This window comes from Streptomyces sp. Ac-502 (assembly GCF_045222935.1).
Classification (GTDB): Bacteria; Actinomycetota; Actinomycetes; order Streptomycetales; family Streptomycetaceae; genus Streptomyces; species Streptomyces monomycini.
This window is the reverse complement of record NZ_JBHFFO010000001.1, coordinates 7198878-7222813: the sequence shown is the minus strand read 5'-3', so window position 1 is coordinate 7222813 and position 23936 is coordinate 7198878. Positions and strand designations below refer to the sequence as shown.

18 protein-coding genes and 3 pseudogenes are annotated in these 23936 nt (G+C 72.3%); 10 read left to right on the top strand and 11 right to left on the bottom strand.

The features are described from left to right. Positions 1-6 precede the first annotated feature (6 nt). The 5 genes and pseudogenes from gcvT to ACEXOX_RS32955 all read left to right on the top strand — a co-directional run bounded on the left by gcvT (position 7) and on the right by ACEXOX_RS32955 (position 6387). Positions 7-1134, top strand: a complete 1128-nt coding sequence (gene gcvT, locus ACEXOX_RS32975; protein WP_406524619.1) for a glycine cleavage system aminomethyltransferase GcvT — start codon at positions 7-9, stop codon at positions 1132-1134. Between the two features lie 88 nt (positions 1135-1222). Continuing rightward, a pseudogene (gene gcvH, locus ACEXOX_RS32970) lies at positions 1223-1596 on the top strand (glycine cleavage system protein GcvH). Between the two features lie 55 nt (positions 1597-1651). Further along, positions 1652-2911, top strand: a complete 1260-nt coding sequence (glyA, locus tag ACEXOX_RS32965; RefSeq protein ID WP_406524618.1) for a serine hydroxymethyltransferase — start codon at positions 1652-1654, stop codon at positions 2909-2911. Between the two features lie 305 nt (positions 2912-3216). Then, positions 3217-4881 (top strand): APC family permease, encoded by a 1665-nt coding sequence (locus tag ACEXOX_RS32960; protein WP_406524617.1) that lies wholly within the window; start codon positions 3217-3219, stop codon positions 4879-4881. Positions 4882-5004: 123 nt separating this feature from the next. Further along, the gene (locus tag ACEXOX_RS32955) at positions 5005-6387 is read left to right on the top strand and encodes an L-serine ammonia-lyase (RefSeq protein WP_406524616.1); all 1383 of its coding nucleotides are present in this window, start codon (positions 5005-5007) and stop codon (positions 6385-6387) included. 151 nt (positions 6388-6538) lie between these two features. Here ACEXOX_RS32955 and ACEXOX_RS32950 read toward each other — a convergent pair whose 3' ends face one another. The 4 genes from ACEXOX_RS32950 to ACEXOX_RS32935 form a co-directional block, all read right to left on the bottom strand. Next, positions 6539-7549, bottom strand: coding sequence for an HNH endonuclease (locus ACEXOX_RS32950; RefSeq protein WP_406524615.1), 1011 nt, complete (start codon positions 7547-7549; stop codon positions 6539-6541). Beyond that, positions 7546-8199 carry a class I SAM-dependent methyltransferase gene (locus tag ACEXOX_RS32945; RefSeq protein WP_406524614.1) on the bottom strand — a complete coding sequence of 218 codons (654 nt, stop codon included), beginning with the start codon at positions 8197-8199 and terminating at the stop codon, positions 7546-7548. The genes ACEXOX_RS32950 and ACEXOX_RS32945 overlap by 4 nt, the downstream gene beginning before the upstream one ends. Positions 8200-8255: 56 nt before the next feature. Continuing rightward, on the bottom strand, positions 8256-8519 hold the full coding sequence (locus ACEXOX_RS32940) for a hypothetical protein (protein ID WP_406524613.1): 264 nt from the start codon (positions 8517-8519) through the stop codon (positions 8256-8258). Between the two features lie 125 nt (positions 8520-8644). Continuing rightward, a complete protein-coding gene (locus tag ACEXOX_RS32935) occupies positions 8645-9424 on the bottom strand; it encodes a phosphatase PAP2 family protein (RefSeq protein WP_406524612.1) in 780 nt (259 codons plus the stop codon). 536 nt (positions 9425-9960) lie between these two features. Here ACEXOX_RS32935 and ACEXOX_RS32930 point away from each other — a divergent pair. The 3 genes from ACEXOX_RS32930 to ACEXOX_RS32920 all read left to right on the top strand — a co-directional run bounded on the left by ACEXOX_RS32930 (position 9961) and on the right by ACEXOX_RS32920 (position 12022). Then, the gene (locus ACEXOX_RS32930; RefSeq protein ID WP_406524611.1) at positions 9961-10515 is read left to right on the top strand and encodes a GH25 family lysozyme; all 555 of its coding nucleotides are present in this window, start codon (positions 9961-9963) and stop codon (positions 10513-10515) included. A gap of 73 nt (positions 10516-10588) precedes the next feature. Then, a complete protein-coding gene (gene nadE, locus ACEXOX_RS32925; protein ID WP_406524610.1) occupies positions 10589-11419 on the top strand; it encodes an ammonia-dependent NAD(+) synthetase in 831 nt (276 codons plus the stop codon). A 255-nt stretch (positions 11420-11674) separates the two neighbouring features. Beyond that, positions 11675-12022 carry a hypothetical protein gene (locus tag ACEXOX_RS32920; protein WP_406524609.1) on the top strand — a complete coding sequence of 116 codons (348 nt, stop codon included), beginning with the start codon at positions 11675-11677 and terminating at the stop codon, positions 12020-12022. A 73-nt stretch (positions 12023-12095) separates the two neighbouring features. Here ACEXOX_RS32920 and ACEXOX_RS32915 read toward each other — a convergent pair whose 3' ends face one another. The 7 genes from ACEXOX_RS32915 to ACEXOX_RS32885 form a co-directional block, all read right to left on the bottom strand. Continuing rightward, positions 12096-12926, bottom strand: coding sequence for a cytochrome c biogenesis CcdA family protein (locus tag ACEXOX_RS32915; RefSeq protein ID WP_406524608.1), 831 nt, complete (start codon positions 12924-12926; stop codon positions 12096-12098). Further along, entirely contained in the window at positions 12923-13546 is a 624-nt protein-coding gene (locus ACEXOX_RS32910) for a DsbA family protein (protein WP_406526548.1), read from the bottom strand. Before ACEXOX_RS32910 ends, ACEXOX_RS32915 begins: the two co-directional genes overlap by 4 nt. A gap of 253 nt (positions 13547-13799) precedes the next feature. Then, positions 13800-14231 carry a hypothetical protein gene (locus tag ACEXOX_RS32905; RefSeq protein ID WP_406526700.1) on the bottom strand — a complete coding sequence of 144 codons (432 nt, stop codon included), beginning with the start codon at positions 14229-14231 and terminating at the stop codon, positions 13800-13802. A gap of 470 nt (positions 14232-14701) precedes the next feature. Beyond that, positions 14702-15253 carry an ATP-binding protein gene (locus ACEXOX_RS32900; RefSeq protein ID WP_406524607.1) on the bottom strand — a complete coding sequence of 184 codons (552 nt, stop codon included), beginning with the start codon at positions 15251-15253 and terminating at the stop codon, positions 14702-14704. 263 nt (positions 15254-15516) lie between these two features. Next, complete coding sequence (locus ACEXOX_RS32895; RefSeq protein WP_406524606.1) at positions 15517-16284, bottom strand: enoyl-CoA hydratase/isomerase family protein; 768 nt, start codon at positions 16282-16284, stop codon at positions 15517-15519. A 272-nt stretch (positions 16285-16556) separates the two neighbouring features. Beyond that, positions 16557-17783: an Ig-like domain-containing protein gene (locus tag ACEXOX_RS32890; protein ID WP_406526547.1), complete on the bottom strand. Its 1227-nt coding sequence runs from the start codon at positions 17781-17783 to the stop codon at positions 16557-16559. A gap of 224 nt (positions 17784-18007) precedes the next feature. Continuing rightward, complete coding sequence (locus tag ACEXOX_RS32885; RefSeq protein WP_406524605.1) at positions 18008-19189, bottom strand: Ig-like domain-containing protein; 1182 nt, start codon at positions 19187-19189, stop codon at positions 18008-18010. Positions 19190-19518: 329 nt separating this feature from the next. Here ACEXOX_RS32885 and glgX point away from each other — a divergent pair. Further along, a pseudogene (gene glgX / locus ACEXOX_RS32880) lies at positions 19519-21914 on the top strand (glycogen debranching protein GlgX). Between the two features lie 103 nt (positions 21915-22017). Next, positions 22018-23907, top strand: a pseudogene (locus tag ACEXOX_RS32875) (ABC transporter ATP-binding protein); the annotation flags it as partial. Between the last annotated feature and the right edge of the window lie 29 nt (positions 23908-23936).

Sequence of the window (23936 nt, the reverse complement as noted above, 5' to 3'; positions counted from 1 at the left end):
CACACCATGACCGAAGCCCCCCGCCGCACCGCGCTGGACGCGACACATCGCGCCCTCGGCGCGACCATGACCGACTTCGCCGGCTGGGACATGCCGCTGCGCTACGGCAGCGAGCGTGACGAGCACGTCGCCGTCCGTACCCGCGCCGGCCTGTTCGACCTCTCGCACATGGGCGAGATCACCGTCACCGGCTCCGGCGCCGCCGGCCTGCTGGACTACGCGCTGGTCGGCAACATCGGCGGCGTCGCCGTCGGCCGCGCCCGCTACACCATGATCTGTGACGCCGAGGGCGGCATCCTGGACGACCTGATCGTCTACCGCCTCGGCGAGACGGAGTACATGGTCGTCGCCAACGCCTCCAACGCCCAGGTCGTGCTGGACGCGCTCACCGAGCGGGCGGACGGCTTCGCGGCCGAGGTGCGCGACGACCGGGACGCGTACGCGCTGCTCGCCGTGCAGGGCCCCGAGTCCGCCGGCATCCTCAAGGGACTGACCGACGCCGATCTGGACGGGCTGAAGTACTACGCCGGGCTGCCCGGGACCGTCGCCGGCGTACCCGCGCTGATCGCCCGTACCGGCTACACCGGCGAGGACGGCTTCGAGCTGTTCGTCCGCCCCTCGGACGCGGTCGCCCTCTGGGAGGCGCTGACCGCGGCGGGCAAGGACGCGGGCCTGGTCCCCTGCGGTCTGTCCTGCCGGGACACGCTGCGCCTGGAGGCAGGCATGCCGCTGTACGGGCACGAGCTGACCACCGGCACCACCCCGTTCGACGCGGGCCTGGGCCGGGTCGTGAAGTTCGAGAAGACGACGAACGGCGGCGACTTCGTGGGCCGCGCCGCCCTGGAGGCGGCCCGGGACCGCGCCGAGACGCAGCCGCCCCGCAAGCTGGTCGGCCTGATCGCCGAGGGCCGCCGGGTGCCGCGCGCCGGATACCCGGTGGTGGGCCCGGAGGGCGCCGTCATCGGCGAGGTCACCTCCGGTGCCCCCTCCCCCACTCTCGGCAAGCCCGTCGCCATGGCGTACGTGGACGCCGCGCACGCCGCGCCCGGCACCGCCGGTGTGGCGGTGGACATCCGCGGCACCCATGAGCCGTACGAGGTCGTGGCGCTCCCCTTCTACAAGCGCCGGAAGTGACGCCCGCGGCTCCGTCCCGGACGTATTCCCGTCTCACCTGTCAAGACCCCTGCACCGAGCACGCCACCGTATCCAGGAGAATCAAGACATGAACAACCCCCAGCAGCTGCGCTACAGCAAGGAGCACGAGTGGCTGTCGGCCGCCGAGGAGGGCGTCTCGGCGATCGGCATCACCGAGCACGCCGCCAACGCGCTCGGCGACGTCGTCTTCGTGCAGCTCCCCGCGGTCGGTGACACGGTCACGGCGGGCGAGACCTGCGGTGAGCTGGAGTCGACCAAGTCCGTCAGCGATCTCTACTCCCCGTCGACGGCGAGGTCACGGAGATCAACGAGGACGTGGTGAGCGACCCCTCGCTGGTGAACACCGCCCCGTTCGAGGGCGGCTGGCTGTTCAAGGTGAAGGTCAGCGGCGAGCCGGACGACCTGCTCACGGCCGACGAGTACACCGCCTTCACCGGCTGATAAGCCCACCCGCCGCCCGGCGGGGCCGTGCGTCCCGCGAACCCCAGGAAGAGTCATGTCGCTTCTGAACAGCTCCCTCCACGAGCTCGACCCCGACGTCGCCGCCGCCGTCGACGCCGAGCTCCACCGCCAGCAGTCCACCCTCGAAATGATCGCGTCGGAGAACTTCGCCCCGGCCGCCGTCATGGAGGCCCAGGGCTCGGTCCTCACCAACAAGTACGCCGAGGGCTACCCGGGCCGCCGCTACTACGGCGGCTGCGAGCACGTCGACGTGGTCGAGCGGATCGCCATCGACCGGATCAAGGCGCTGTTCGGCGCCGAGGCCGCGAACGTGCAGCCGCACTCCGGCGCGCAGGCCAACGCGGCGGCGATGTTCGCGCTGCTCAAGCCGGGCGACACGATCATGGGTCTGAACCTTGCGCACGGCGGGCACCTGACCCACGGCATGAAGATCAACTTCTCCGGCAAGCTCTACAACGTGGTGCCCTACCACGTCGACGAGGAGTCCGGTCAGGTCGACATGGGCGAGGTCGAGCGCCTGGCCAAGGAGAGCCGTCCGCAGCTGATCGTGGCCGGCTGGTCGGCGTACCCGCGCCAGCTGGACTTCGCGGCGTTCCGCCGGATCGCCGACGAGGTCGGCGCGTACCTGATGGTCGACATGGCGCACTTCGCCGGCCTGGTGGCGGCCGGGCTGCACCCGAACCCGGTGCCGCACGCCCACGTCGTGACCACCACCACGCACAAGACCCTCGGCGGTCCGCGCGGCGGTGTGATCCTGTCCACCCAGGAGCTCGCCAAGAAGATCAACTCGGCGGTCTTCCCGGGCCAGCAGGGCGGCCCGCTGGAGCACGTCATCGCGGCGAAGGCGGTGTCCTTCAAGGTCGCGGCGAGCGAGGAGTTCAAGGAGCGCCAGCAGCGCACCCTGGACGGCGCGCGCATCCTCGCCGAGCGCCTGACGCGGTCCGACATCACCGAGCACGGCGTCTCCGTGCTGTCCGGCGGCACCGACGTGCACCTGGTCCTGGTGGACCTGCGCAACAGCGAGCTGGACGGTCAGCAGGCCGAGGACCGCCTCCACGAGGTCGGCATCACGGTCAACCGCAACGCCGTCCCGAACGACCCGCGGCCCCCGATGGTCACCTCGGGCCTGCGGATCGGCACCCCGGCACTGGCCACCCGCGGCTTCCAGGCGGAGGACTTCCGCGAGGTCGCCGACATCATCGCCGAGGCGCTCAAGCCGTCGTACGACGCCGAGGCGCTGAAGGCCCGGGTGACCACCCTGGCCGGGAAGCACCCGCTGTACCCGTCGCTGTGACCGGCGCGCGGCCGTCGCCGTGATCGGCTCGACGCCGTCGCTGTAACCCGTGCCACTCGGCTCATCGCGGAGCGCCCCCGTGGCGCACGCGCCGCGGCCGTGTGACGCGTTTCATGAAGTACGCCCCGAAAGGTGCCGTCACGGCGGCGCCCGCGGGGTGAACAGGCCGTGTGCCCGGGGTCGTTGACCTCGGGCACACGGCTTTTCCGTCCGCCTTACGGCGATTTTCCGCCCCATAGGCTGAGAACCGACTCCTCAACGACGCGGAGTCCTTCGCACCGCAGCAGGACGGAACACGTACGGCAATGGACATGAGCGCGGGCAACCGCAAGGGGATCGGCCTCTTCGCCCTGACCATGATCGGCATCGGTTCGATCTTCGGCTCCGGCTGGCTCTTCGGCGCCGGTTCCACCGCGCAGGTCGCGGGGCCCGCGGCGCTGGCCGCCTGGGTCATCGGCGCCGTCTTCATCGGCATGATCGCGATGTCCTACGCGGAGGTCGGTGCCGCGTACCCGATCCCCGGCGGCATGGCCCGCTACGGCCACCTCTCGCACGGCCCGGTGCTCGGCTTCCTGACCGGCTGGGCGGTGTGGATCGCGGTCGCCTCGCTGATCCCGATCGAGTCCATCGCCGCCACCCAGTACATGTCCTCCTGGGGCTTCGGCTGGGCCCAGGGCCTGGTCGACCCGGCCACCAACCACCTGACCCCCACCGGGAGCGGCGTCGCGCTGCTGCTGACCTTCGTGCTGTGGCTGACCTGCTACTGGTCGGTCCAGCTGCTGGCCCGCGCCAACACGGTCCTGACGCTGGTCAAGTTCGCGATCCCGGTCCTGGCCGTGGCCGCGCTGATCGCCTCCGGGTTCCACACCTCGAACTTCACCGCGCACGGCGGCTTCGCTCCGTACGGCTGGCCGGCCGTGCTGACCGCCGTGACCACCTGCGGCGTGGTCTTCGCCTTCAACGGCTTCCAGGCCGTGGTCAACCTCGGCGGCGCCGCCAAGAACCCCGGCCGGGCCATCCCGGTCGCGCTGGTCGGCGCGCTCTCGCTGGGTCTGGTGATCTACCTGGCCCTGCAGACGGCGTTCATCGGCGCCGTACCGCCGGAGCAGCTGGCGCAGGCGGGCGGCTGGCACGGCGTGAACCTCAACTCGCCCTTCGCCGACCTGGCCAAGATCCTGATGCTGCACTGGGTCGTCACGATGCTCCAGTTCGGCGCCTTCATCTCGCCGGCCGGCTCCAACATCGCCAACGTCGCGTCCGCCGCGTACATGGTCCAGAACCTCGCCGAGACCGGCTTCTTCCCCAAGAAGCTGGCCGCCGTCCATCCGCGGTACGGCACCGCCCGGCCCGCGATGTGGCTCAACCTCGGCTTCTCGGTCCTGCTGCTGGTCACCGTCGGCCACAGCTGGAACGCGCTGGCCAGCGTGGTCTCGGCGGCCATGGTGATCTCGTACCTCATCGGCCCGATCGCGGTCGGCGTCTTCCGGCAGACCAGGCCGGACCTGCCGCGCCCGTTCCGGCTGCCCGCCGCGAAGGTGCTGTGCCCGGTCACCTTCGCCTTCGCCGCGTGCGCGCTGTACTGGTCGAAGTGGCCGGACACCGGCAAGGTCGCGCTGCTGACGCTGGTGGCGGCGCCGGTCGCCGCGGTGGTGCTGTGGCGGCGCGGCGAGACGCATCTGCGCAGGCAGTTCGCGCCCGCCTGGTGGCTGGTCGGCTTCCTCGCGTGGATGTCCGCGGTCTCCGCGCTCGGCAGCCCGGACTTCGGCGGCCACGGCGTCATCCCCGGCGGCCTGGACATCGCCCTGGTCGCGCTCTCCGCCGTCGCCTTCTACTTCTGGGCCGTACGCGCCGGGGTCCGCGCCCACGAAACCGGTCTGACCGGCACCGACCCCGCCCTCGACACCGGACGTGGCTCCCCTGCGTCTTCTGCCGTTGCGCCGGAGGACAACCGTCCGATGGCCTCCGTCTGAGAGTCTGTCCGCCGTCCGGGTTAGGCTCGACAGTCGGCGCAGAAACGTACCTCCCGTTTCGTCCGCGCCTTTAGCCCCATTTGCTCCACCGTCCACCACGAGCAGACAAGGGAGTCCGCCACCGTGGCCATCTCCGTCTTCGACCTCTTCTCCATCGGCATCGGCCCGTCCAGCTCCCACACGGTCGGCCCGATGCGCGCCGCCCGGATGTTCGTCGGACGCCTCAAGAAGGACGGCCTGCTCGCGCAGACGACGGCGGTACGGGCCGAACTCTTCGGCTCCCTCGGCGCCACCGGCCACGGCCACGGCACGCCCAAGGCCGTCCTGCTCGGCCTGGAGGGCCACTCCCCGCGCACCGTGGACGTCGAGACCGCCGACGACGAGGTCGAGCGGATCCGCAAGAGCGGCCGGCTGCGGCTGCTCGGCGCGGAGATAGGCACCGACCACGAGATCGCCTTCGACGAGTCGACCGAGCTGATCCTGCACCGCCGCCGCTCGCTGCCGTACCACGCCAACGGCATGACCCTCTTCGCCTACGACGCGGGCGGCGCGCCCCTGCTGGAGAAGACCTACTACTCCGTCGGCGGCGGCTTCGTCGTCGACGAGGACGCGGTCGGCGAGGACCGCATCAAGCTCGACGACACGGTCCTGAAGTACCCCTTCCGCACCGGCGACGAGCTGCTGCGCCTCTCCCGCGAGACCGGCCTGTCCATCTCCTCCCTCATGCTGGAGAACGAGAAGGCGTGGCGCACGGAGGACGAGATCCGCGCCGGACTGCTGGAGATCTGGCAGGTCATGCGCGACTGTGTGTCCCGCGGCACGTCCCGCGAGGGCATCCTGCCCGGCGGCCTGAAGGTACGCCGCCGCGCCGCCAACGGCGCCCGCGCGCTGCGCGCCGAGGGCAACGCCCAGGCCAACGCGATGGAGTGGACCACCCTCTACGCGATGGCCGTCAACGAGGAGAACGCGGCCGGCGGCCGGGTCGTCACCGCCCCCACCAACGGCGCGGCCGGCATCATCCCCGCCGTGCTGCACTACTACGTCAACTTCGTGCCCGGCGCCGACGAGGAAGGCGTCGTCCGCTTCCTGCTCGCCGCCTCCGCCATCGGCATGCTCTTCAAGGAGAACGCCTCCATCTCCGGCGCCGAGGTCGGCTGCCAGGGCGAGGTCGGCTCGGCCTGCTCGATGGCGGCCGGCGGCCTCGCCGAGGTCCTCGGCGGCACCCCCGAGCAGGTCGAGAACGCCGCCGAGATCGGCATGGAGCACAACCTCGGCCTGACCTGCGACCCGGTCGGCGGCCTCGTCCAGATCCCGTGCATCGAACGCAACGGCATGGCCGCCGTCAAGGCCGTCACCGCCGCCCGCATGGCCCTGCGCGGCGACGGCCGCCACCACGTCTCCCTCGACAAGGTCATCAAGACCATGAAGGAAACCGGCGCCGACATGTCCGTCAAGTACAAGGAGACGGCGCGCGGGGGGCTGGCGGTCAACATCATCGAGTGCTGAGGGCCCTCCGGGCCCGGATCGCCGGCCGACAGGCGCGCGCGTCCCGCGCCCGAGACCTGGCGGGCGAGGGCTGGGGGTGCGCTGCGGAGAGCCACCTACGTGTCCCCGCAGCCCGGCCGGTGGGCGGCTCTCCCTTCCTCCGGCCGACTGCTTAAGCGCAGACCTTCCCGACCTCTTGCAGGAACACGGTCCAGTTCGGTATTCGACGGCCGGGGACCGCGTTCTGCAGGGTGCGGCGGAGGGTGGTGTGGAGAGGCCAGGGTGAGCGCAAGATCGCTTCGTTGCGGCGGGCCAGGCGGGTCAGTTCGACGGGCTTCGGCATACGGTCGCTCTTCTCGCGGTTGCACTGCGTGTGGGCCACGGCGAGGTTCCACAGGCTGTCCAGGTCGGGGCCGCGCCAGCCGCCGACACTGGCGAAGCGGCGCATCAGGGCGTGCGGGAAGACGTGGTCCACGGCGGTCGTCGTGCCGGAGTCCAACGGCTTGTCGCAGATGTGGCAGCGCCCGTGCTGGAACCCGGCCACGGCCTGGGCCACGCCGGTGACCGAGCGGCGCCGGTGCCGGTCCGTGACGTGCAGGGTGTCCAGGTCGACGTAGATGCCCTCCTTGATCAGGCTGCGGCCTATACCGGACGCGAAGCTGCTCTCCACGATGCTCCAGCGGGCGTCCAGCTCCGCGCGGAGCCTTCCCCGCTCGTACGAGCGCGCCACCTGTCCGAGGGCTTCGCTCAGCCGCACCGTGCGGTGGCGTCCGCGACCGGCGAGGTCGTAGAAGCGGTGCGGTGTCTCACCGCCGCCGTAGTTGTGGAACTTGCGCATGACCATCCCCGGAATCGACTGCTCCGCGGCGTCCAGCAGTCGGTCGGTGGGGCGGCCGAGCCGACGGGACTCCGCGCTCTCCTGCGCCGTGACGGTCAGGAAGTCCCTCGCGCCGAGCGCCTCTTCGCTCCCCGGCGCCTGCGGAGCCCGGCGTTCGAGGAACGCCATCGCGTACGAGGCGGCCAGGTCGCGCAGCGGGATTTCGGTGTGGCCCTTGGCCGCGTGGCGGAGCAGGGCGTCGCCGAGGGCGAATTTGTAGGTGCGGGCGTTGCGGCCCAGCAGGATGGCCATCCGCCACGATGCGCGGGCGGACGGGTCGGCGGCGTAGAAGTCGTCCTGGGTCATGTCCGCTCCTTTTCGAAGGCGAGGGACGACCAGTGGACGGTGTCGCGGCCGAGGTGGTCCGTGCCGGTGGTCTTCTGAAGTGGGCGCAGGCCGTGGCGGGTGGCCATGGCGACGGTTTCGGGGGCGGGGATGTCGTACATCCGGCGGCCCTCGGGCGGAGGGCCGTGCCGTAGGGAGATGAGCAGGCGACCGCCCGGGGCGAGGAGGGTGTGCAGGCGACGCATCGCGGCCGGGCGGTCTGGCTCCTCCACATGCATCCATACGGCGGAGAGGAGGATCGCGTCGAAGGTGCCGACCGCTCCGTCGAGACGGGCCAGGCCGGGCAGGGAGTCCGCCAGCCAGTGGATCGCCGGAGAAGGGTGCAGGCGGCGGGCGACGCGGTGCAGTTCCGGTACGGGCTCGACGGCGAGGACCTCGTGTCCGAGGGCGGCCAGGGCGGCGGCGTCCCTGCCGGAGCCCGCGCCGATGTCGGCCACGCGGGCAGGGGCCGTGGGCAGCAGGGGCAGGAAATCCCGGTGCACGGTCTCGAAGCGGACGCTCTCGTACCGCTCGGCCAGTGCTTCCGCGGCCTGGGCGTAGTACGGCTGGACGCCTGGTGTCCGCTGTCGTGCGGTGCCGGTTCCGGCGGCTGCTTCCCCGTTCGTCGTCATGCCCGCAGACTACGGCCCGGCACTGACAATCCCCGCCGACCTGCGTGTTCGGCCCTTCACTTGCCTATCTCCCAGGCGAACGGCGGCAGTTCGCGTGCCCGTAGGTAGACCTCCATGGCGCTGCCGGCGGGGACGAACGGGTGGACTCGGGCGCCTTCGAGGCCGGCCAGGAGGCGGGCGCAGTGGTGGACGCAGCCCGCCACCTCCCGGCCGTGGGGGTAGATGAGCGTGGCCGCGTCGTGGGGCCCTTCGCACGGGGTCGGGTCCGGTGCCGGTGCGGCGGGGCAGCGTGGCTGTGCGCAGCGGTGTCGGTTTTCCATGGAGGGCTCCCCCTGGGCGGACGGTGCGTGCGGTGCTGGTGGCCGGCGGTGGAGCGCCGGCGTTCATGGGGGTGTTGCTCGCCTGAGCGGTGGTCCATGCCTTCCTTGGGGAACATCTGGGCCGGTCATGAACTGTTCGGGGGCTGTGGGGTGGCGGTGGGGGTATGTGGGGTTTCAGGGGCGGGTGGGGTTGGCAAGCGGCCTGTTCGTACGAGGTGGAGGGTGAGGCAGAGCCAGGCGGCGGCGAGCAGCCAGCCCGCGAGCACGTCGCCGGGCCAGTGGACGCCCAGGTAGACGCGTGTGGCGCCGACCGCCGCCGTCCAGATGCCGAGCAGGGCGCAGGCCAGGCGGCGGGTGGGTGTTCGCCGGGCGCGGGTCAGCACCGCCCACGTGAGGATGCCGGCCACCAGGAGGGACGTCGTGGAGTGGCCGGAGGGGAAGGAGTGACCGGTGGCGCGGGCTGCCCAGTCGGCCTCGGAGGGGCGCGGGCGGGTGATCAGTTCCATCAGGCCGTAGCGGACCGCCTGGCCGAGGAGAAGGACGGTGAGGGCGGTGGCGGCCGCGCGCAGGCGCTCGCGCGTGTTCCTTCCGGCGAGTGCGCCCGCCAGGAGGGCCAGCGCGTACGGGACGGGGCCGGAGCCGGTGGCCGTGATCACGAGGGCGGCGGTACCCGCCGCGTCCGGCCGGTGGGTCACGGCCCAGGTGTGTGCGGCCCGTTCAGGGCCGAGCGGGGCCCAGCCGTGCGCGGCGAGCAGCGCGGCGGTGGCGGCGAGGGGCAGGGCGCACAGCGCGGCGGCGAGGAGCGGGCCGGGGGTGCGGAGCCGGCCTGGGCTGCGGAGTGGGCCAGGGGCGCGGAGTGGGCCAGGGACGCGTGGTCGTCGTGGGCGGGTTTCGGACGGTGTCACGAGGCCTCCGCCGGGGGCAGGGAGAGCTCGGTGACGGGCCGGGACGGAGTGGGGCCGGCGGGGCGGTCGCCGTCGGGGTGTCGTGCGGCGTGCGTCATCCGGTAAGTCTGCCAAGGTCAGAGATGGTTCGTGCCGGACGGATGTGCCGGGGGCAACTGCGAGGGCGGGGATACGGGCCTCGCGCGCGACGTCGCGGCTCGGTGCGCCGCGCACGCCGGCGGGCGGCCGAAACACGCGGGCGCCCGGTCTGGCCGAACTCCGGCGGTTCTCTGACCGACACGCGCCCCCTCCGTGGCCGGACCGCGCGCCCCCACCCCCAAAATCGAGGCCCGAACCTCTACGTATCGCTACCGAAACGGTAGTCGATCATCCTCGGTCGAAGAACGTCAACCACGGCCGCATGCCCGGCAACAACGCGTTGATCAGCGGAAGTTCGCCGTCAGGCACTGGCGCGAGGCGCCGTGGACATGCTGAACTGCTGATAACACCACGTGACGCATCGTAATCGATCGTTTTCGGTCGGCAGGAGGCCGCACATGCTGCATGGCGTCGACGTCAGCTCCCACAACCCCTCGTACTCGGCGACCGGACTGGACTTCGTCGTCATCAAGGCGACGGAGGGCCGCTCGTACATCAACCCGCATCAGAACGCGCAGGCCGCCAAGGCCCGTCAGGCGGGCTGTGTGGTGGGCTTCTACCACTTCCTGTGGCCGGGCAACATCGCGGCGCAGGCGAAGTACTTCGTCGAGAAGTGCGCGTCCGTGGAAGGCGACCTGCTGGCGGCGGACTGGGAGCGCACCGGCGGCGGCACGTACGCGAACAACGCGCAGAAGGACCAGTTCCTGAAGGAGGTCAAGCGGCTTCGGCCCACACACCGGGTGATCCTGTACTGCAACCGCGACTTCTGGCTCAACCACGACACGACCTCGTACGCCGGCGACGGCCTGTGGATCGCCGACTACGTCTCGGCCGGGCACCCGCGCATCAAGGCGCCGTGGCGCTTCCACCAGTACACGGACCGGCCGCTGGACAAGGACGTGGCCGACTTCCCGGACAGGGCCGCCCTGAAGGAATGGGCATCTCCGTCATAGAGTCTGAGGAGTCCTGTCCGTACCAGCACCGCGCACCCCGCGTACCGCGCTGGCCTCGTCAGAAGGAGCAGCCGTGACCGACCCGGCGTCCACGTCCCAGCAGCAGGAGATCGCCCGGGATCTCCAGGTGTCCGCGTCGTTCGACGTCCAGGCGGAGATCGAACGCCGTGTGGCCTTCCTCACGGAACGGCTGACGGCCACGGGCCTGCGCGCGCTCGTCCTGGGCATCAGCGGCGGCGTGGACTCCACCGCGGCCGGCCGGCTGTGCCAGCTGGCGGTGGAGCGGGCCCGTGACGCGGGGCACGACGCGACGTTCTACGCGATGCGGCTGCCGTACGGGGTCCAGGCCGACGAGCACGACGCGCAGCTCGCGCTGGACTTCATCAAGCCCGACCAGGTGCTGACCGTCGACATCCGCCCGGCGAGCGACGCGATGCTGGAGGCCGCGCTGGCCGGCGAGGTCACCTTCCGGGACGAGCGGCACCAGGACTTCGTCCAGGGCAACATCAAGGCCCGGCAGCGGATGATCGCGCAGTACGCGGTCGCGGGCGCCCAGGACGGCCTGGTCGTGGGTACCGACCACGCGGCCGAGGCGGTCTCCGGCTTCTTCACCAAGTACGGCGACGGCGCGGCGGACGTGGTGCCGCTCACCGGTCTGACCAAGCGCCGGGTCCGGGCGCTCGCCGAGGCGCTGGGCGCCCCGGCCGAGCTGGTCCGCAAGGTGCCGACCGCCGACCTGGAGACGCTGGACCCGGGCAAGCCGGACGAGGACGCCCTCGGTGTCACGTACAACGACATCGACGACTTCCTGGAGGGCAAGCCGGTCGGCGAGCAGGCGTACGAGGCGATCGTCCGCCGCTACCACGCCACGGCCCACAAGCGGGAACTGCCGACGGCTCCCTGAGCGGGCGCGGACGGTGTGCGGGCGCGGGGGCCGGTCCTGGCCCCCGCGCCCGCGCCGTCCTGCCCCGCCCCGTCGCACGTCGCGCACGTCGCCCGTCGCGCACGCCGCCTGTCGACTGCCTGACATGCTCCAGCCAGGGGAAGATCACCTGTGCGGTGCTCGATCTTGGTCCGCGGCGGGCAGGGACGGGGCATGCGAAGCCGTGAAACGCGCTCGGAAGATCGACTGTCAGTGGGGGCCTCTACGCTCCGAAGCATGGGTTACGCAGACCTGCGCGAACTCCAGACCGCGCTGACGACCGCATCCGACATCGCCTCCTCCCTCCAGGCGGCGCCCACCCGGCGGGACGCCGACCAGCTCGTCGACGTCCTGCGGCAGGCGCTGACCGCCGCCAGCTCGCTGAGCACGCTGACCGGCCCGACCGGCTGCGCCATACATCCGCACGGCGCGGTCGATCCGCTGTACGGCGACCCCGACGACCCGCTGCCCCCGGGGTACGGCCGGTGCCTGCTGTGCAACGACCGCCGCCGCCGTGCGGACGCCGGCCCGCACCGGCCGTACCACTGGGACCGGCAGGACCACTCGCTGCGCCGTAGCGCCTAAGGCGCTTCTGCACGCCTGCCGGGTCGTCGCCCGGCAGGCGTGCGGACATGTCGTGGGCGCAGGGCCGGGCTGCTCAGTCCTGTCGCTTCTTCTCCGGGCACAGGGCGATACGCCCCAGTACGGCCGCGACGACGAGTGCCACCAGGGCGACGAGGACGTAGTTCGGTACGGCGTTCCCGACCCGGGTGACCCACTCCTCGACGTGGACCTCCGCGTCCGCGTCCAGGATTCCGGGCAGTGCGCTGGTGCCGTTGAAGGTGAGGAACAGGACGCCGATGCCGATGAAGAACAGACCGGACACCAGGGAGGTGGTGTGCAGCCGCAGCTTCCCGACGCGGAACTCCCGGCCGCGCAGCCAGCCCCGGCTGCCCAGCGAGAACCGGTCCCAGAGCAGGGCGAGCACGAACAGCGGGAGGGCCATGCCGAGCGCGTAGACGGCGAGCATGGACGCGCCGTAGACCGGCGAGCCGCTGACCGCCGTGACCATCAGCACCGCGCCCAGGATCGGCCCGGCGCAAAATCCCGCCAGGCCGTAGACGCAGCCGAGCAGGAACGTGGACACCGCCGAGCGCGGGGTGATCCGGGCCGCCGCCCGCTGGGCCCGCTTGAAGGCGAAGCCGAGGCCGAAGACCTGGGCGACGCCCATCGCGATCACCACCCAGCCGCCGATGGCGACGAGCAGGTCCCGGTGGCCGTTGAACAGCCGGCTGGTGGCCGTGCTGGCCGCGCCGAGCGGGACCAGGGTGGTGGCGAGGCCCAGGTAGAACACGCCGGTACGGGCCAGCAGCCGGCCGGGGTGCGACAGCGAGTAGGCGAAGAAGGCCGGCAGCAGCAGCGCGCTGCACGGGCTGAGCAGGGCGAGGGCGCCGCCGAGGAAGGCGGCGAGGTAGCCGATGTCCGTCACTTCGCCGGCTCCTCCGCCTTGCCGGAGCCCTTGGCCGCGCCGCCGGACTTACCGGCCTTCTTGGCCTGCTCGGCGGCCTGGCGGACCGTCTGCTCGAAGACGTCGGTGGGCTGGGCCCCGGCGATGGGCCGGCCGTTGACGAGGAAGGACGGCGTGGACTGGACGCCGATCCCGTAGCCCTCGTTCTGGTCCTTCTTCAGGGCGGCCGCGGCGGCGGTGCCGTTCAGGTCGCCGCGGAACCGGTCGAGGTCGGCCACGCCGCTCTTGCGGGCCATCTCGACGAGCTTGTCCTCGGCCAGGGCGCTGCCCTTGTTGGTCTTGGCGTACAGCTCGTCGTGCATCTGCCAGAACCTGCCCTGCTGTCCCGCGGCCCACGAGGCGCGGGCGGCCCGCTCGGAGTCGGCGCCGTAGATCGTGAAGTTGCGGAACTCGATGCGCAGGGTGCCGTCGTCCACGAACTTCTTGATCAGTTCGGGCTGGGTCTCCCGGGTGAAGCGCCCGCAGAACGAGCACTGGTAGTCGGCGTACTCGACGAGGACGACCGGGGCGTCCTTCTTGCCGACGGCGAGCGGGTCGCCGTCCGTGCGCCGGCTGGTCTGCTGCGCGAGCTGGTCGTACAGCTGCTGCTGGCCGTCGTCCTCCTGGGGAGAGACGGAGGCGGCGGCGCGGGGGTGTTCGTGCCGCTGTCGGAGTCGCCTTCGACGGCCTTGCCGACGGCGATGCCGATGGCGACGAGTGCCACCACCAGGGCGACGACGGCGCCGATGGCGGCGATCTTGCGGGTGGGGGAAGCGGATGACGAGGAAGTGGGCATGGGGATGCTCCAGACGTACTGGTCGGGAAGGAGGTCGTGCCGTGCTGACGGGCAGCGGCCTAAATCCGCAGTACGGGCAGGAGCGCGGTGTGGTCGGTGGCGGGGGCCGTCCCGGTGGGCGGGCGGGCGAGCGCGAAGCAGGCGGGTGCCGCGGCGGCGAGCGGGGCGGGCGCGGTGGCGGCGGGCGCCAGCGGCTCGCCGCGGTTCGGGGTGGGGACCGGGACCGACTCGTTCTGGCTGGGGGCGTGCTGTCCGGAGCACTTCTTCGGTGCCTGGGCGACGGCGTGGTGCGCGGCCGGACCGACCGCGGCCTGGTCGCCCGCCTGTACGGCGGTCTGCGCCACGGCGGTCTGTACCACGGCAGCCTGCGCCATGGCGGCCGGCCGGACCGGCTCCGGCGGGACGCCGCCCACCCGGCACAGCAGGGGCGCGAAGGTGACGGCGAGCAGGAGCAGCAGGGTCGCGGCGGCCGAGCGGCGTACGCGTTCCATGCCCCTGGCCTCCTTCCGTCTCCCTCTGCCGGGCGCGCACCGGGATGCACCGGTGTGCGGCCGCCCATCCTACGGACCGTCGCCCCGGTGCCCCGCTACCGACCACCGTTCCCCGCCGCCGGGTTAGGTGCATAGCCCATGCTCTTGTTCGCATAACCATAGAGGGAATCGATTACCTAACCACTGAATGCAAGGCTGGTGTCGTAGCTCACCTTTGATCTCGCATCGTTTGATCGACTTTCGAGGACCTTTGTCCGCAATTGCCGCTTTGGCAAGGTCGCGACCGGCCTGCGATAGTCGGTTCCAGCGACCCCCATTGACCCGGGCCACGGTCGTCCAGACCCCGCGGGTACACCCCTTTCGCCCGCCGGCGGTCGACACTGGGGCCTCACCCGCGTACCGCGCGGGAGGGCCCCAGTCGCGTTCCGGGGCCGTACGGACGCACCGGCCGCCGCACGCGGCGCGGCCGCTCAGCGGTCGATGACCCGCATCTCGAACCAGGTCGTCTTGCCGCGCGGCAGCAGATCCACGCCCCAGCGGTCGGAGAGCTTGTCGACGAGGAAGAGGCCGCGGCCGCTGATGTCCATCTCGTGGACCGGCATCAGACAGGGCAGGCCGCGGGACGGGTCGCGGACCTCTATCCGTATCCAGCCACGGCGGCGGAGCATCCGCAGTCCGAAGGTGCGGGCGCCGGTGTGCCGGACGGCGTTGCCGACCAGTTCCGACACCAAGAGCACGGCGTGCTCCGACAGTTGCTGGGGGACGTTCCACCGCTTCTGGAGCACGGCCTGGGTCAACCGGCGGGCGGTGAAGGCCGACTCGGGGCGGGAGGGCAGACGCACCTCGTCCAGCGTGGGGTCGCCCACCAGCTCCAGCGCCCGGACGGCGGGGGCGTCGGCGGGCGGGCCGCTCCGTGCGCCCGCACCGGGGAGACCCTCGGGAAGTCCCCAGCGTGCGGCGGCCGAGCCGCTCCGCGGCCGCGGCTGCTCCATTCCTTCGAGGCCCGCCATGCCCCCCATCATGGCTGTTACCGGGGGGTCACGGGGGCGGAACCGAGGGAATGCCCTGCCCGGAACGCCCGGTTCCGGCCCCCGCCTTGGCATATGCCGAAGGCAGGGGGAACCCGGCTGAATCCATGCTGACCTGCGGTGACTTCATGTGCCAACCCGATGAACGTGCACGGCGGAGGCACCCCCTCGGGGACGTTCCGGCGTTGACTGCAATTCCCCCACACGAGGCATCGATCGTCAGCCACACCTCAGCGGTCCCGCCAACCACGCGGAATCTAGCGGAACTTGGCCTTACCCGGGCCTTCCTCGACAAAGCTGCGCATACCGGTCTCCCGGTCCTCGGTGGCGAAGAGGCCCGCGAACCAGGTGCGCTCGATCGTCAGACCGGTGTCGATGTCAGTCTCCAGGCCCGCGTCGACGGCCTCCTTGGCGGCCCGCAGCGCGATGGCGGGACCGGCCGCGAGCCGGGCGGCCCAGGCGTGCGCCTGCTCGTACACCTCGGCGGCGGGCACGACCCGGTCGACCAGCCCGAGCGAGAGCGCTTCGTCGGCCCGCACCTGGCGGCCCGTGAAGATCAGGTCCTTGGCCTTGGACGGGCCGACGAGCCGGGCCAGCCGCTGGGTGCCGCCGGCGCCGGGGATCAGGCCGAGCAGGATCTCCGGCTGGCCGAGCTTGGCGTTGTCGGCGGCGATCCGGAAGTCGGCGCACAGGGCCAGCTCGCAGCCGCCGCCCAGCGCGTATCCGGTGACGGCGGCGACCACGGGCTTGGGGACGCGGGCCACGGCGGTGAAGGAGTCCTGCAAGGCCTTGGAGCGCTCGATCATGGCCGCGTGGTCCATGTTCTGCATTTCCTTGATGTCCGCGCCGGCCGCGAACACCTTCTCGCCGCCCCAGATGACGACGGCGCGCACGTCGTCGCGGCGGGTGGCCTCCTCGGCCAGCTCGCGCAGCCGGTCCTGGGTGGCGACGTCCAGTGCGTTCATCGGCGGGCGGTCCAGGCGGATGGTGCCGACGCCCTCGGCGACCTCGAAGTTCACAGTCATGAGGGCAGGTTAGTCCGCGTTAACGCGGCACGGACCGGCGCCCTTCGGCCAACGGCACGGACGCCGCCGGTGGAGCCGCACCACCCGCCGGGCGCCACCACCGGGCCGCGCCCACCGCCGGGCCGCGCCCACCGCCGGACCGCGCCCACCGCCGGGCCAAGCCACCACCGGGCCACGTCGTCATCGGACCACGTCGTCACCGAAGCCGCGCGCCCACCACCGGGGCCGCGCCCACCGGCGGGCCCCGTCCGCCACCGGACCGCCGACCGTCCCTACCGGCCGGACCGCCACTTCTCCCAGGACATGTTCCACACATTGAGGCCGTTCTCGGGCGCGATCGTCTCGTCGTGGGAGTTCTTGACCGTGACCACGTCGCCGATCAGCGAGTTGGCGTAGAACCAGGCGGCCGGGGTGGAGCCGTCACCGCCGCCGCGCTGGTCGAAGAGGCCTATGCAGCCGTGGCTGGCGTTGCGGGAGCCGAACGTCGACCTGCCGGACCAGTAGTTGCCGTGGATGAACGTGCCGGACGTGCTCAGCCGCATCGCGTGCGGCACGTCCGCGATGTCGTACTCGCCGCCGAAGCCGACGGTCTCCCCGTTCATCCGGGTGACCTCGTGCTTCTCGCTGATCACCATCTGGCCGTTGTACGTCTCGGTGCCCGGCCCGCCCGCGGTGATCGGGATCGTCTTGATCTTCTTGCCGTCGCGGACGACGGACATCTCCTTCGCCTGCACGTCGACCGTGCTCACCTGGCTGCGGCCGATCGTGAAGGATATGTGCTTGGTCTGCGTGCCGTAGACGCCCGGGCGTCCCTCGACGCCCTTGAGGTCGATGTCGAGCGTGACCTTGGTGCCGGGCTTCCAGTACGTCTCGGGGCGGAAGTCGAGGCGGTCGTTGCCGAACCAGTGGCCCGCGATCGGCACCGCGGGCTCGGCCGTGACCTTGATGCCCTTCTGGACGCGCTCGGGGTCGGTTATCCCGCGGGTGAAGTTGATGGAGACCGGCATGCCGACGCCGACGGTCTGGCCGTCCTCCGGGGTGTACCGGCCGACGAAGGTGTTCTCCGGGACCAGGGTGGTGAACGTCGCGTGGCGGGCGGACTCGCGCAGCTGGTCGTCGACCGCGACGGCGTCGACCTTGTAGGTCGTCGCGGCGCGCAGCTTGCCGGTGGGCTGCCAGACCGAGCCGCCGGTCACCTTGCCCTCGACCGGATTGCCCTTGTCGTCCTGGACCTTGACCGACGTCAGCCGGCCCCGCGAGGAGCTGACCTTCAGCGCGCCGTCGGTGGCCACGTCCTTGGCGCCGTCCTTCGGCGTGATCGTCACACTCGCCTGCGAGGGCTGCTTGTCCGCGTCGGTCCCGCCGCCCTTCTTGTCCTCGCCCCCGCCACCGCAGGCGGTGACCAGTATCAGCAGCGCCGAGAGCAGCAGCGCGAGCACTCCGCCGCTCCTCGACGGCCCTGCCCGCCGCGCCCCCGGCACCGGCTGCCCCTGCTGCACGTTCACGACTGGCCCCTTTGTTCCCTCGCCCGGCCCGCACTCCCCCGTACGCGCATGTCTACCCACGCACGCTCAGCCGATAGATAACCACACCCCACTGACAGTGGCTTCACCCGGCGATGTCACCGTTCGGCCTCAAGTGATATGCGTGGGGCGGGATCGTACGAAAGAGGGTCCGGTTCGCCCCGAAGTCGGCCGGAAACGTCGTCGTCCCGCGGTGGCTCTCAGCGCAGCGCGGAGCCCGCCCGCCACGTCCGCCACGGCATGTTCCAGCCACCGAGGCCGTTGTCCGGCGCGACCACCCGGTCCCGGGAGTTCACGACCTCCACGACGTCACCGACCAGCGACCGCTCGTAGAACCAGCCGGCCGGGGTGTCCGGGCCGCCGCCCTGGGTGTCCCGCAGCCCGATGCAGCCGTGGCTCGTGTTGGCGCCGCCGAAGGTACGCGGCGGCGCCCAGTAGTTGCCGTGCAGGAACGTTCCCGACGTGGTCAGGCGCAGGGCGTGCGGCACGTCCGGGATGTCGTACTCGCCGCCGAAGCCCACCGTGTCCCCGTCCATACGGGTCACCGGGTGCCGCTCCAGGATCACCATCCTGCCGTTGTACGTGGGGCTGGTGAGGCTCCCGGCGGTCACCGGGAGCGTGGCCAGCCGCCGGCCGCCGCGCCACACCGTCATCGTGTGCGCCGCCGCGTCAACCCGGCTGGTCTGATCCCGGCCGATCCTGAACCGGATCCGCTTGCGCTGCGTACCGAGCACGCCGGGGGCGGCCCGGACGCCGCGCAGCCGCAGGTCCATCGAGACCCGCGTACCGGGACGCCAGCGGGTGCGCGGCCGGAAGTCCAGGCGGCGGGCGCCGAACCAGTGGGCGGCGACCTCGGTGGCGGGCCGGGCGGTGACCGAGACGGCGCGCTCGACGGCCGCCCGGTCGGCGACCGGCCGGTTGAACTCCAGCGAGACGATCATGCCGGTGCCGACGGTGGCGCCGTGCTCGGGCGTGAAGAAGCCGACGAGGCGGTGCGGCGGCACGACCGTGGTGAAGGTGGTGCGCCGGGCCGTGCGGCGCCCGTGCCCGTCCACGGCCACCGCGTCGACCGTGTAGCGGGCGGCCGGCGTGAGGCGGGCCGGCCCGGACGGGCGCCAGCTCAGCCCGTCCGGGGTGATCCGGCCCGGCACCGGCGTGCTGCCGTCGTCCTCGATCCGGCTGACGGCGACCCGCTCCAGCCGCCCGTCGGGCACCCGTACGGTGATGCGGTCGGTGTCCCGTACGTCCTTCGCGCCGTCCCCCGGAGTCACCCTGATCGCCTCCTTCGGGGACCGCGGCTTGCCCCCGGTCACCGCCTCGGGAAGCCCGCAGCCGGCCAGCGCCACGGCGGCCGTGAGGACGGCGACGGTGGCGGCCGTCATGGAGGACGGCCCCCTGCCCCGGTGGAGCGGCCGCAGCGGACGGTTCCCCTCCGGGGCCCGCCGCACGGAAGGGGCCGGTACGGGAGGGGCCGGTACGGGAGGTACGGAGGCGGCCCGTCCGGGAGGCCGCCCTACGAGGATCCGCCACTCCATGTCCCGATATGTCACGCCGCGATAGGTCACGGACAGACCAACGAGGCCCCCGGCGCCGAGGAAACGTGAGGCGACGGCCCGTTGCGGGAAGAACTCAGGGGAGGACGGGCCGGGACGCGGCCGGGACGCCGCGCGGTCCCCGTCCGACCGAGCCATGAGCCGCGGGAGGCTGGCCTGTGTCGAGCGCACCCGAGCAGGAGTCGGTACGGGACGTGCGGGGCGAGGACGGCCTGTGGGACGGGCAGGGGGACGGTCAGCGGGACGGCTCCGGCCCCGGATGTACGGCGCCGCCCGCGGGTGCCGCGCCCGTCAACGGCCACCGCGTCCCCGTATCCCCCGCCCAGCCGCCCCACCCGGCCCCCAGGCGGGAAGCGACGGACGCGTCGGACCGGGCCGCCCCGCCCCCCGTGCCGGTACGGCCCGGCAGCCCGCAGCCGCTCGGGGCCCGCTACCGTACGGGCCCCGACGGCGTGGCGGGCACCAACTTCGCCCTCTGGGCGGGCGGCGCGGAGTCCGTCGAGGTGTGCCTCTTCGACGACGAGGACCACGAGACCCGCCACCCGCTCACCGAGCTGACGCACGAGATCTGGCACGGCTTCCTGCCCGGCGTCCGGCCCGGCCAGCGCTACGGCTACCGGGTGCACGGCCGCTGGGACCCGTGGACCGGCGCCCGCTGGAACCCGGCGAAACTGCTCCTGGACCCGTACGCACGGGCCGTGGACGGCGAGTTCACACTGCCCGCCCAGGTGTACGGGCACGTACGCGACTGGCCGCAGCAGCACGTCGCCGACACCGTGCGCGACGACCGTGACTCGGCCCCGTACGTCCCCAAGGGCGTCGTCGTCGCCGACGAGGACCCGGAGGACGGCGCCGACGAGTGGATGGACGACCGGCGGCCCAAGACGCCCTGGTCCGACACGGTGCTGTACGAGACGCACGTCCGCGGCTTCACCATGCTGCACCCGGACATCCCCGAAGAGCTGCGCGGCACGTACGCGGGCCTCGCCCACCCGGCCGCGACAGCCCACCTCACCCGCCTCGGCGTGACCGCCGTCGAGCTGATGCCGGTGCACCAGTTCGCCCACGAGGACCACCTGCTCCGCCGCGGCCTGCGCAACTACTGGGGCTACAACTCCATCGGCTACTTCGCGCCGCACGCCGCCTACGCCGCCTCCGGGACCCGCGGCCAGCAGGTCGGCGAGTTCAAGCGGATGGTGCGGGCCCTGCACGACGCCGGTATAGAGGTCATCCTGGACGTGGTCTACAACCACACCGCCGAGGCGAGCGAGCTGGGCCCGACGCTGTCCTTCCGGGGCATCGACAACCGCGGCTACTACCGGCTGGCGGACGGCAGCCGCCGCTACGCCGACTACACGGGCTGCGGCAACACCCTGCACGTCGTGCAGCCCAACGTGCTGCGACTGATCACCGACTCGCTGCGCTACTGGGTCACCGAGATGGGCGTGGACGGCTTCCGCTTCGACCTCGCGGCGGCGCTGGCCCGCTCCATGCACGACGTGGACATGCTCTCGCCGTTCCTGGCGGTGATCGCCCAGGATCCGGTGCTGCGCCGCGTCAAACTGATCGCCGAACCCTGGGACGTGGGCTCCGGCGGCTACCAGGTCGGCGCGTTCCCCCGTTGTGGACGGAGTGGAACGACCGCTACCGCGACACCGTGCGCGACTTCTGGCGCGGCGCGCACCCCGACGTACGGGACCTCGGCTACCGGCTCTCCGGGTCGAGCGATCTGTACGCGTGGGGCGGCCGCCGCCCGTATGCCTCGGTCAACTTCATCACCTCGCACGACGGCTTCACCCTCCGCGACCTGGTCTCGTACGAGCACAAGCACAACACCGCCAACGGCGAGGGCAACCGGGACGGCACCGACGGCAACCGCTCCTGGAACTGCGGCGTGGAGGGCGGGACCGACGACACCGCCGTACAGGCGCTGCGCCGCCGCCAGCTGCGCAACATGATCACCACCCTGCTGCTGTCCACCGGGGTCCCGATGCTGGTCGCCGGTGACGAGATGGGCCGTACGCAGGGCGGCAACAACAACGCCTACTGCCAGGACAACGCGACCAGTTGGGTCGACTGGTCGCTCCTGGACGACCCGGGCTGGCAGGCCCTGGCCACCCTCGCGTCCCGGCTGATGGCGCTCCGCCGCGACCATCCCGTACTGCGCCGCCGCGCGTTCTTCTCCGGCCGCCCGCAGCGCCCGGACGGCCTGCGGGACCTGGCCTGGTTCACCCCGCGCGGCACGGAGATGACCGAGCGGGACTGGTACGAGCCCACTCCCACCCTCGGTATGTACCTCTCCGGAACGGACATTCCGCAACGCGACCCCGAGGGCCGCCCGGTCACCGACGAGAGTTTCCTCGCCGTCCTGCACACCGGCCACCGCCCGGTCGCCTGCACCCTGCCGGGGCCGCCCTGGGCCGACGCGTACGAACTGGTCGTCGACACCTCGCTGGAGGACCAGGACGGACCGCCGGGGACCATCTGGCGCGCGGGCGTCCGGCTCACCGTCCCCGAGCGGTCGGTGCTGCTGTTGCGCGTGGTGGCGGACTGACGGCTCCGCCGACGTTCTGACGCCTCCGCTTCCCCAACTGCCGCCCGTAGCACGGCGGAAACTCCGTAAGTGTTGTCAGTGGCGGGACGTATTCTCGGTACCGATGGCCGATACAGCGAAGGCGACACGACGACAGCAGCAGCCCGGCGGACCCGCCCCCGACCCTGACGCCCACCCCGACCTCGACGCCCCTCCCGGCTCCGACTCCGCCGCCGGGCCACCCCCTCCGGCCCGGCGTTCCGCCGTGCGCTCCCTGCTGCGGCTGTGGCCGTTCGTCCGGCCGGTGCGGGCGCGGCTGTTCACGGCGGCGTTCGTGGCGGTGCTCGCGTCCTGCATCGGACTGGTCATCCCCCTGGTCCTCAAGTGGCTCGTGGACGGGCCGGTCGCCGACCGGGACCCGGGCGGTGCCTGGCTGGGCGGCGGGTACCTGCTCCTGCTCGGCCTCGCGGAGGCGGGCCTGTTCGGACTGCGGCGCTGGCTGGTGGCGCGGCCGCTGGCGCGCGTCGAGGCCACCATGCGCGACAGCCTGTACCGGCACGTGCAGCGGCTGCCGGTCGCCTTCCACGACCGCTGGGCCTCCGGCCAGCTGCTGTCCCGGGGCACCACGGACCTGCAACTGCTGCGGCTGTTCCTGGCCTTCCCGCTGACGTTCCTGATCGTCAACGCCACCACGATCCTGGTGGGCTGCGTGATCCTTCTGGTGCAGCAGTGGTCGCTGGGGCTGGTGCTGCTGACCCCCATCGTGCCGCTGATCGTGCTGTGCTCGCTCTTCGAGGCGAAGTACGCGGTGGCCGCGCGGCGGGCCCAGGACCAGGTCGGCGACGTGACCACGGTCGTGGAGGAGTCGGTCCTCGGCATCCGGATCATCAAGGGGTTCGGCCGGCACCGCAGCCAGGCCCGCGCGTTCCGGGAGCTGACGGCCCGGCTGCGCACCACCGAGCTGCGCAAGGCCCGGCTGCTGGCCGCCCTGTGGGCCTGCATCATGGCGCTGCCGGAACTCGCCCTCGGGGCGGCGCTGGTGCTCGGTACGGTCCAGGTGGCCGACGGGGACCTGTCGGCCGGCACCCTCGTCGCCTTCCTGTCCACCGCCCTGGCCCTGATGTGGCCGGTGGAGTCGATCGGCTTCCTGCTCGCCATGAGCAACGACGCGGCGGCGGCCACCGACCGGTACTTCGACGTCCTGGACGAGCCGGTGGCGGACCGGGACGACGCCCGAGAGGCGGCGGAGCAGGCGCCCGTCACCGGCCCCGGAGCCACCGGCCTCGCCTTCCACAACGTCACCTTCCGCCACCCGGACGCCCCCGCCGACGCCCCGCCCACCCTCCGGGGCGTCGACCTGCACATCCGCCCCGGCGAGACGATGGCCCTGGTCGGCGCGACCGGCAGCGGCAAGACCACGCTCACCGCGCTCGTCCCCCGGCTGCACGAAACGACCGGCGGCCGCATCACCCTGGACGGCACGGACATCACGGCGCTGCCCCGCGACGAGCTGCGCGCCCGGGTCGCGGTGGCCTTCGAGGAGCCGACCCTGTTCTCCGCGACCGCCGCGGAGAACGTCCTGATGGGCGGCGAGGGCGCAGGCCCCGACGACCTCCGGCGGGCCCTGCGCGTCGCCCAGGCCGACGGGTTCGTGGACGCGCTCCCCGACGGGCCCGGCACCGAGGTCGGCGAACAGGGCCTGAGCCTGTCCGGCGGGCAGCGGCAGCGGCTCGCGCTGGCCCGCGCGGTGGTCGGCCGGCCCCGCTTCCTGGTTCTGGACGACCCGCTGTCCGCGCTGGACGTCCATACGGAGGCGCTGGTCGAAGCGGCGCTGCGGCAGGTGCTGGCGACCACCACCGCCCTGGTCGTCGCGCACCGTCCGTCCACGGTCCTGCTCGCCGACCGGGTGGCGCTGCTGTCCGGCGGCCGGATCGCGGCCGTCGGCAGCCACCACCAGTTGCTGCGCGAGAACGCCGAGTACGCGGCGCTGATGTCCGGCACGGCGGCCGGCGGGGGCGCCGCCGGGCACGAAGACGGGGGCGC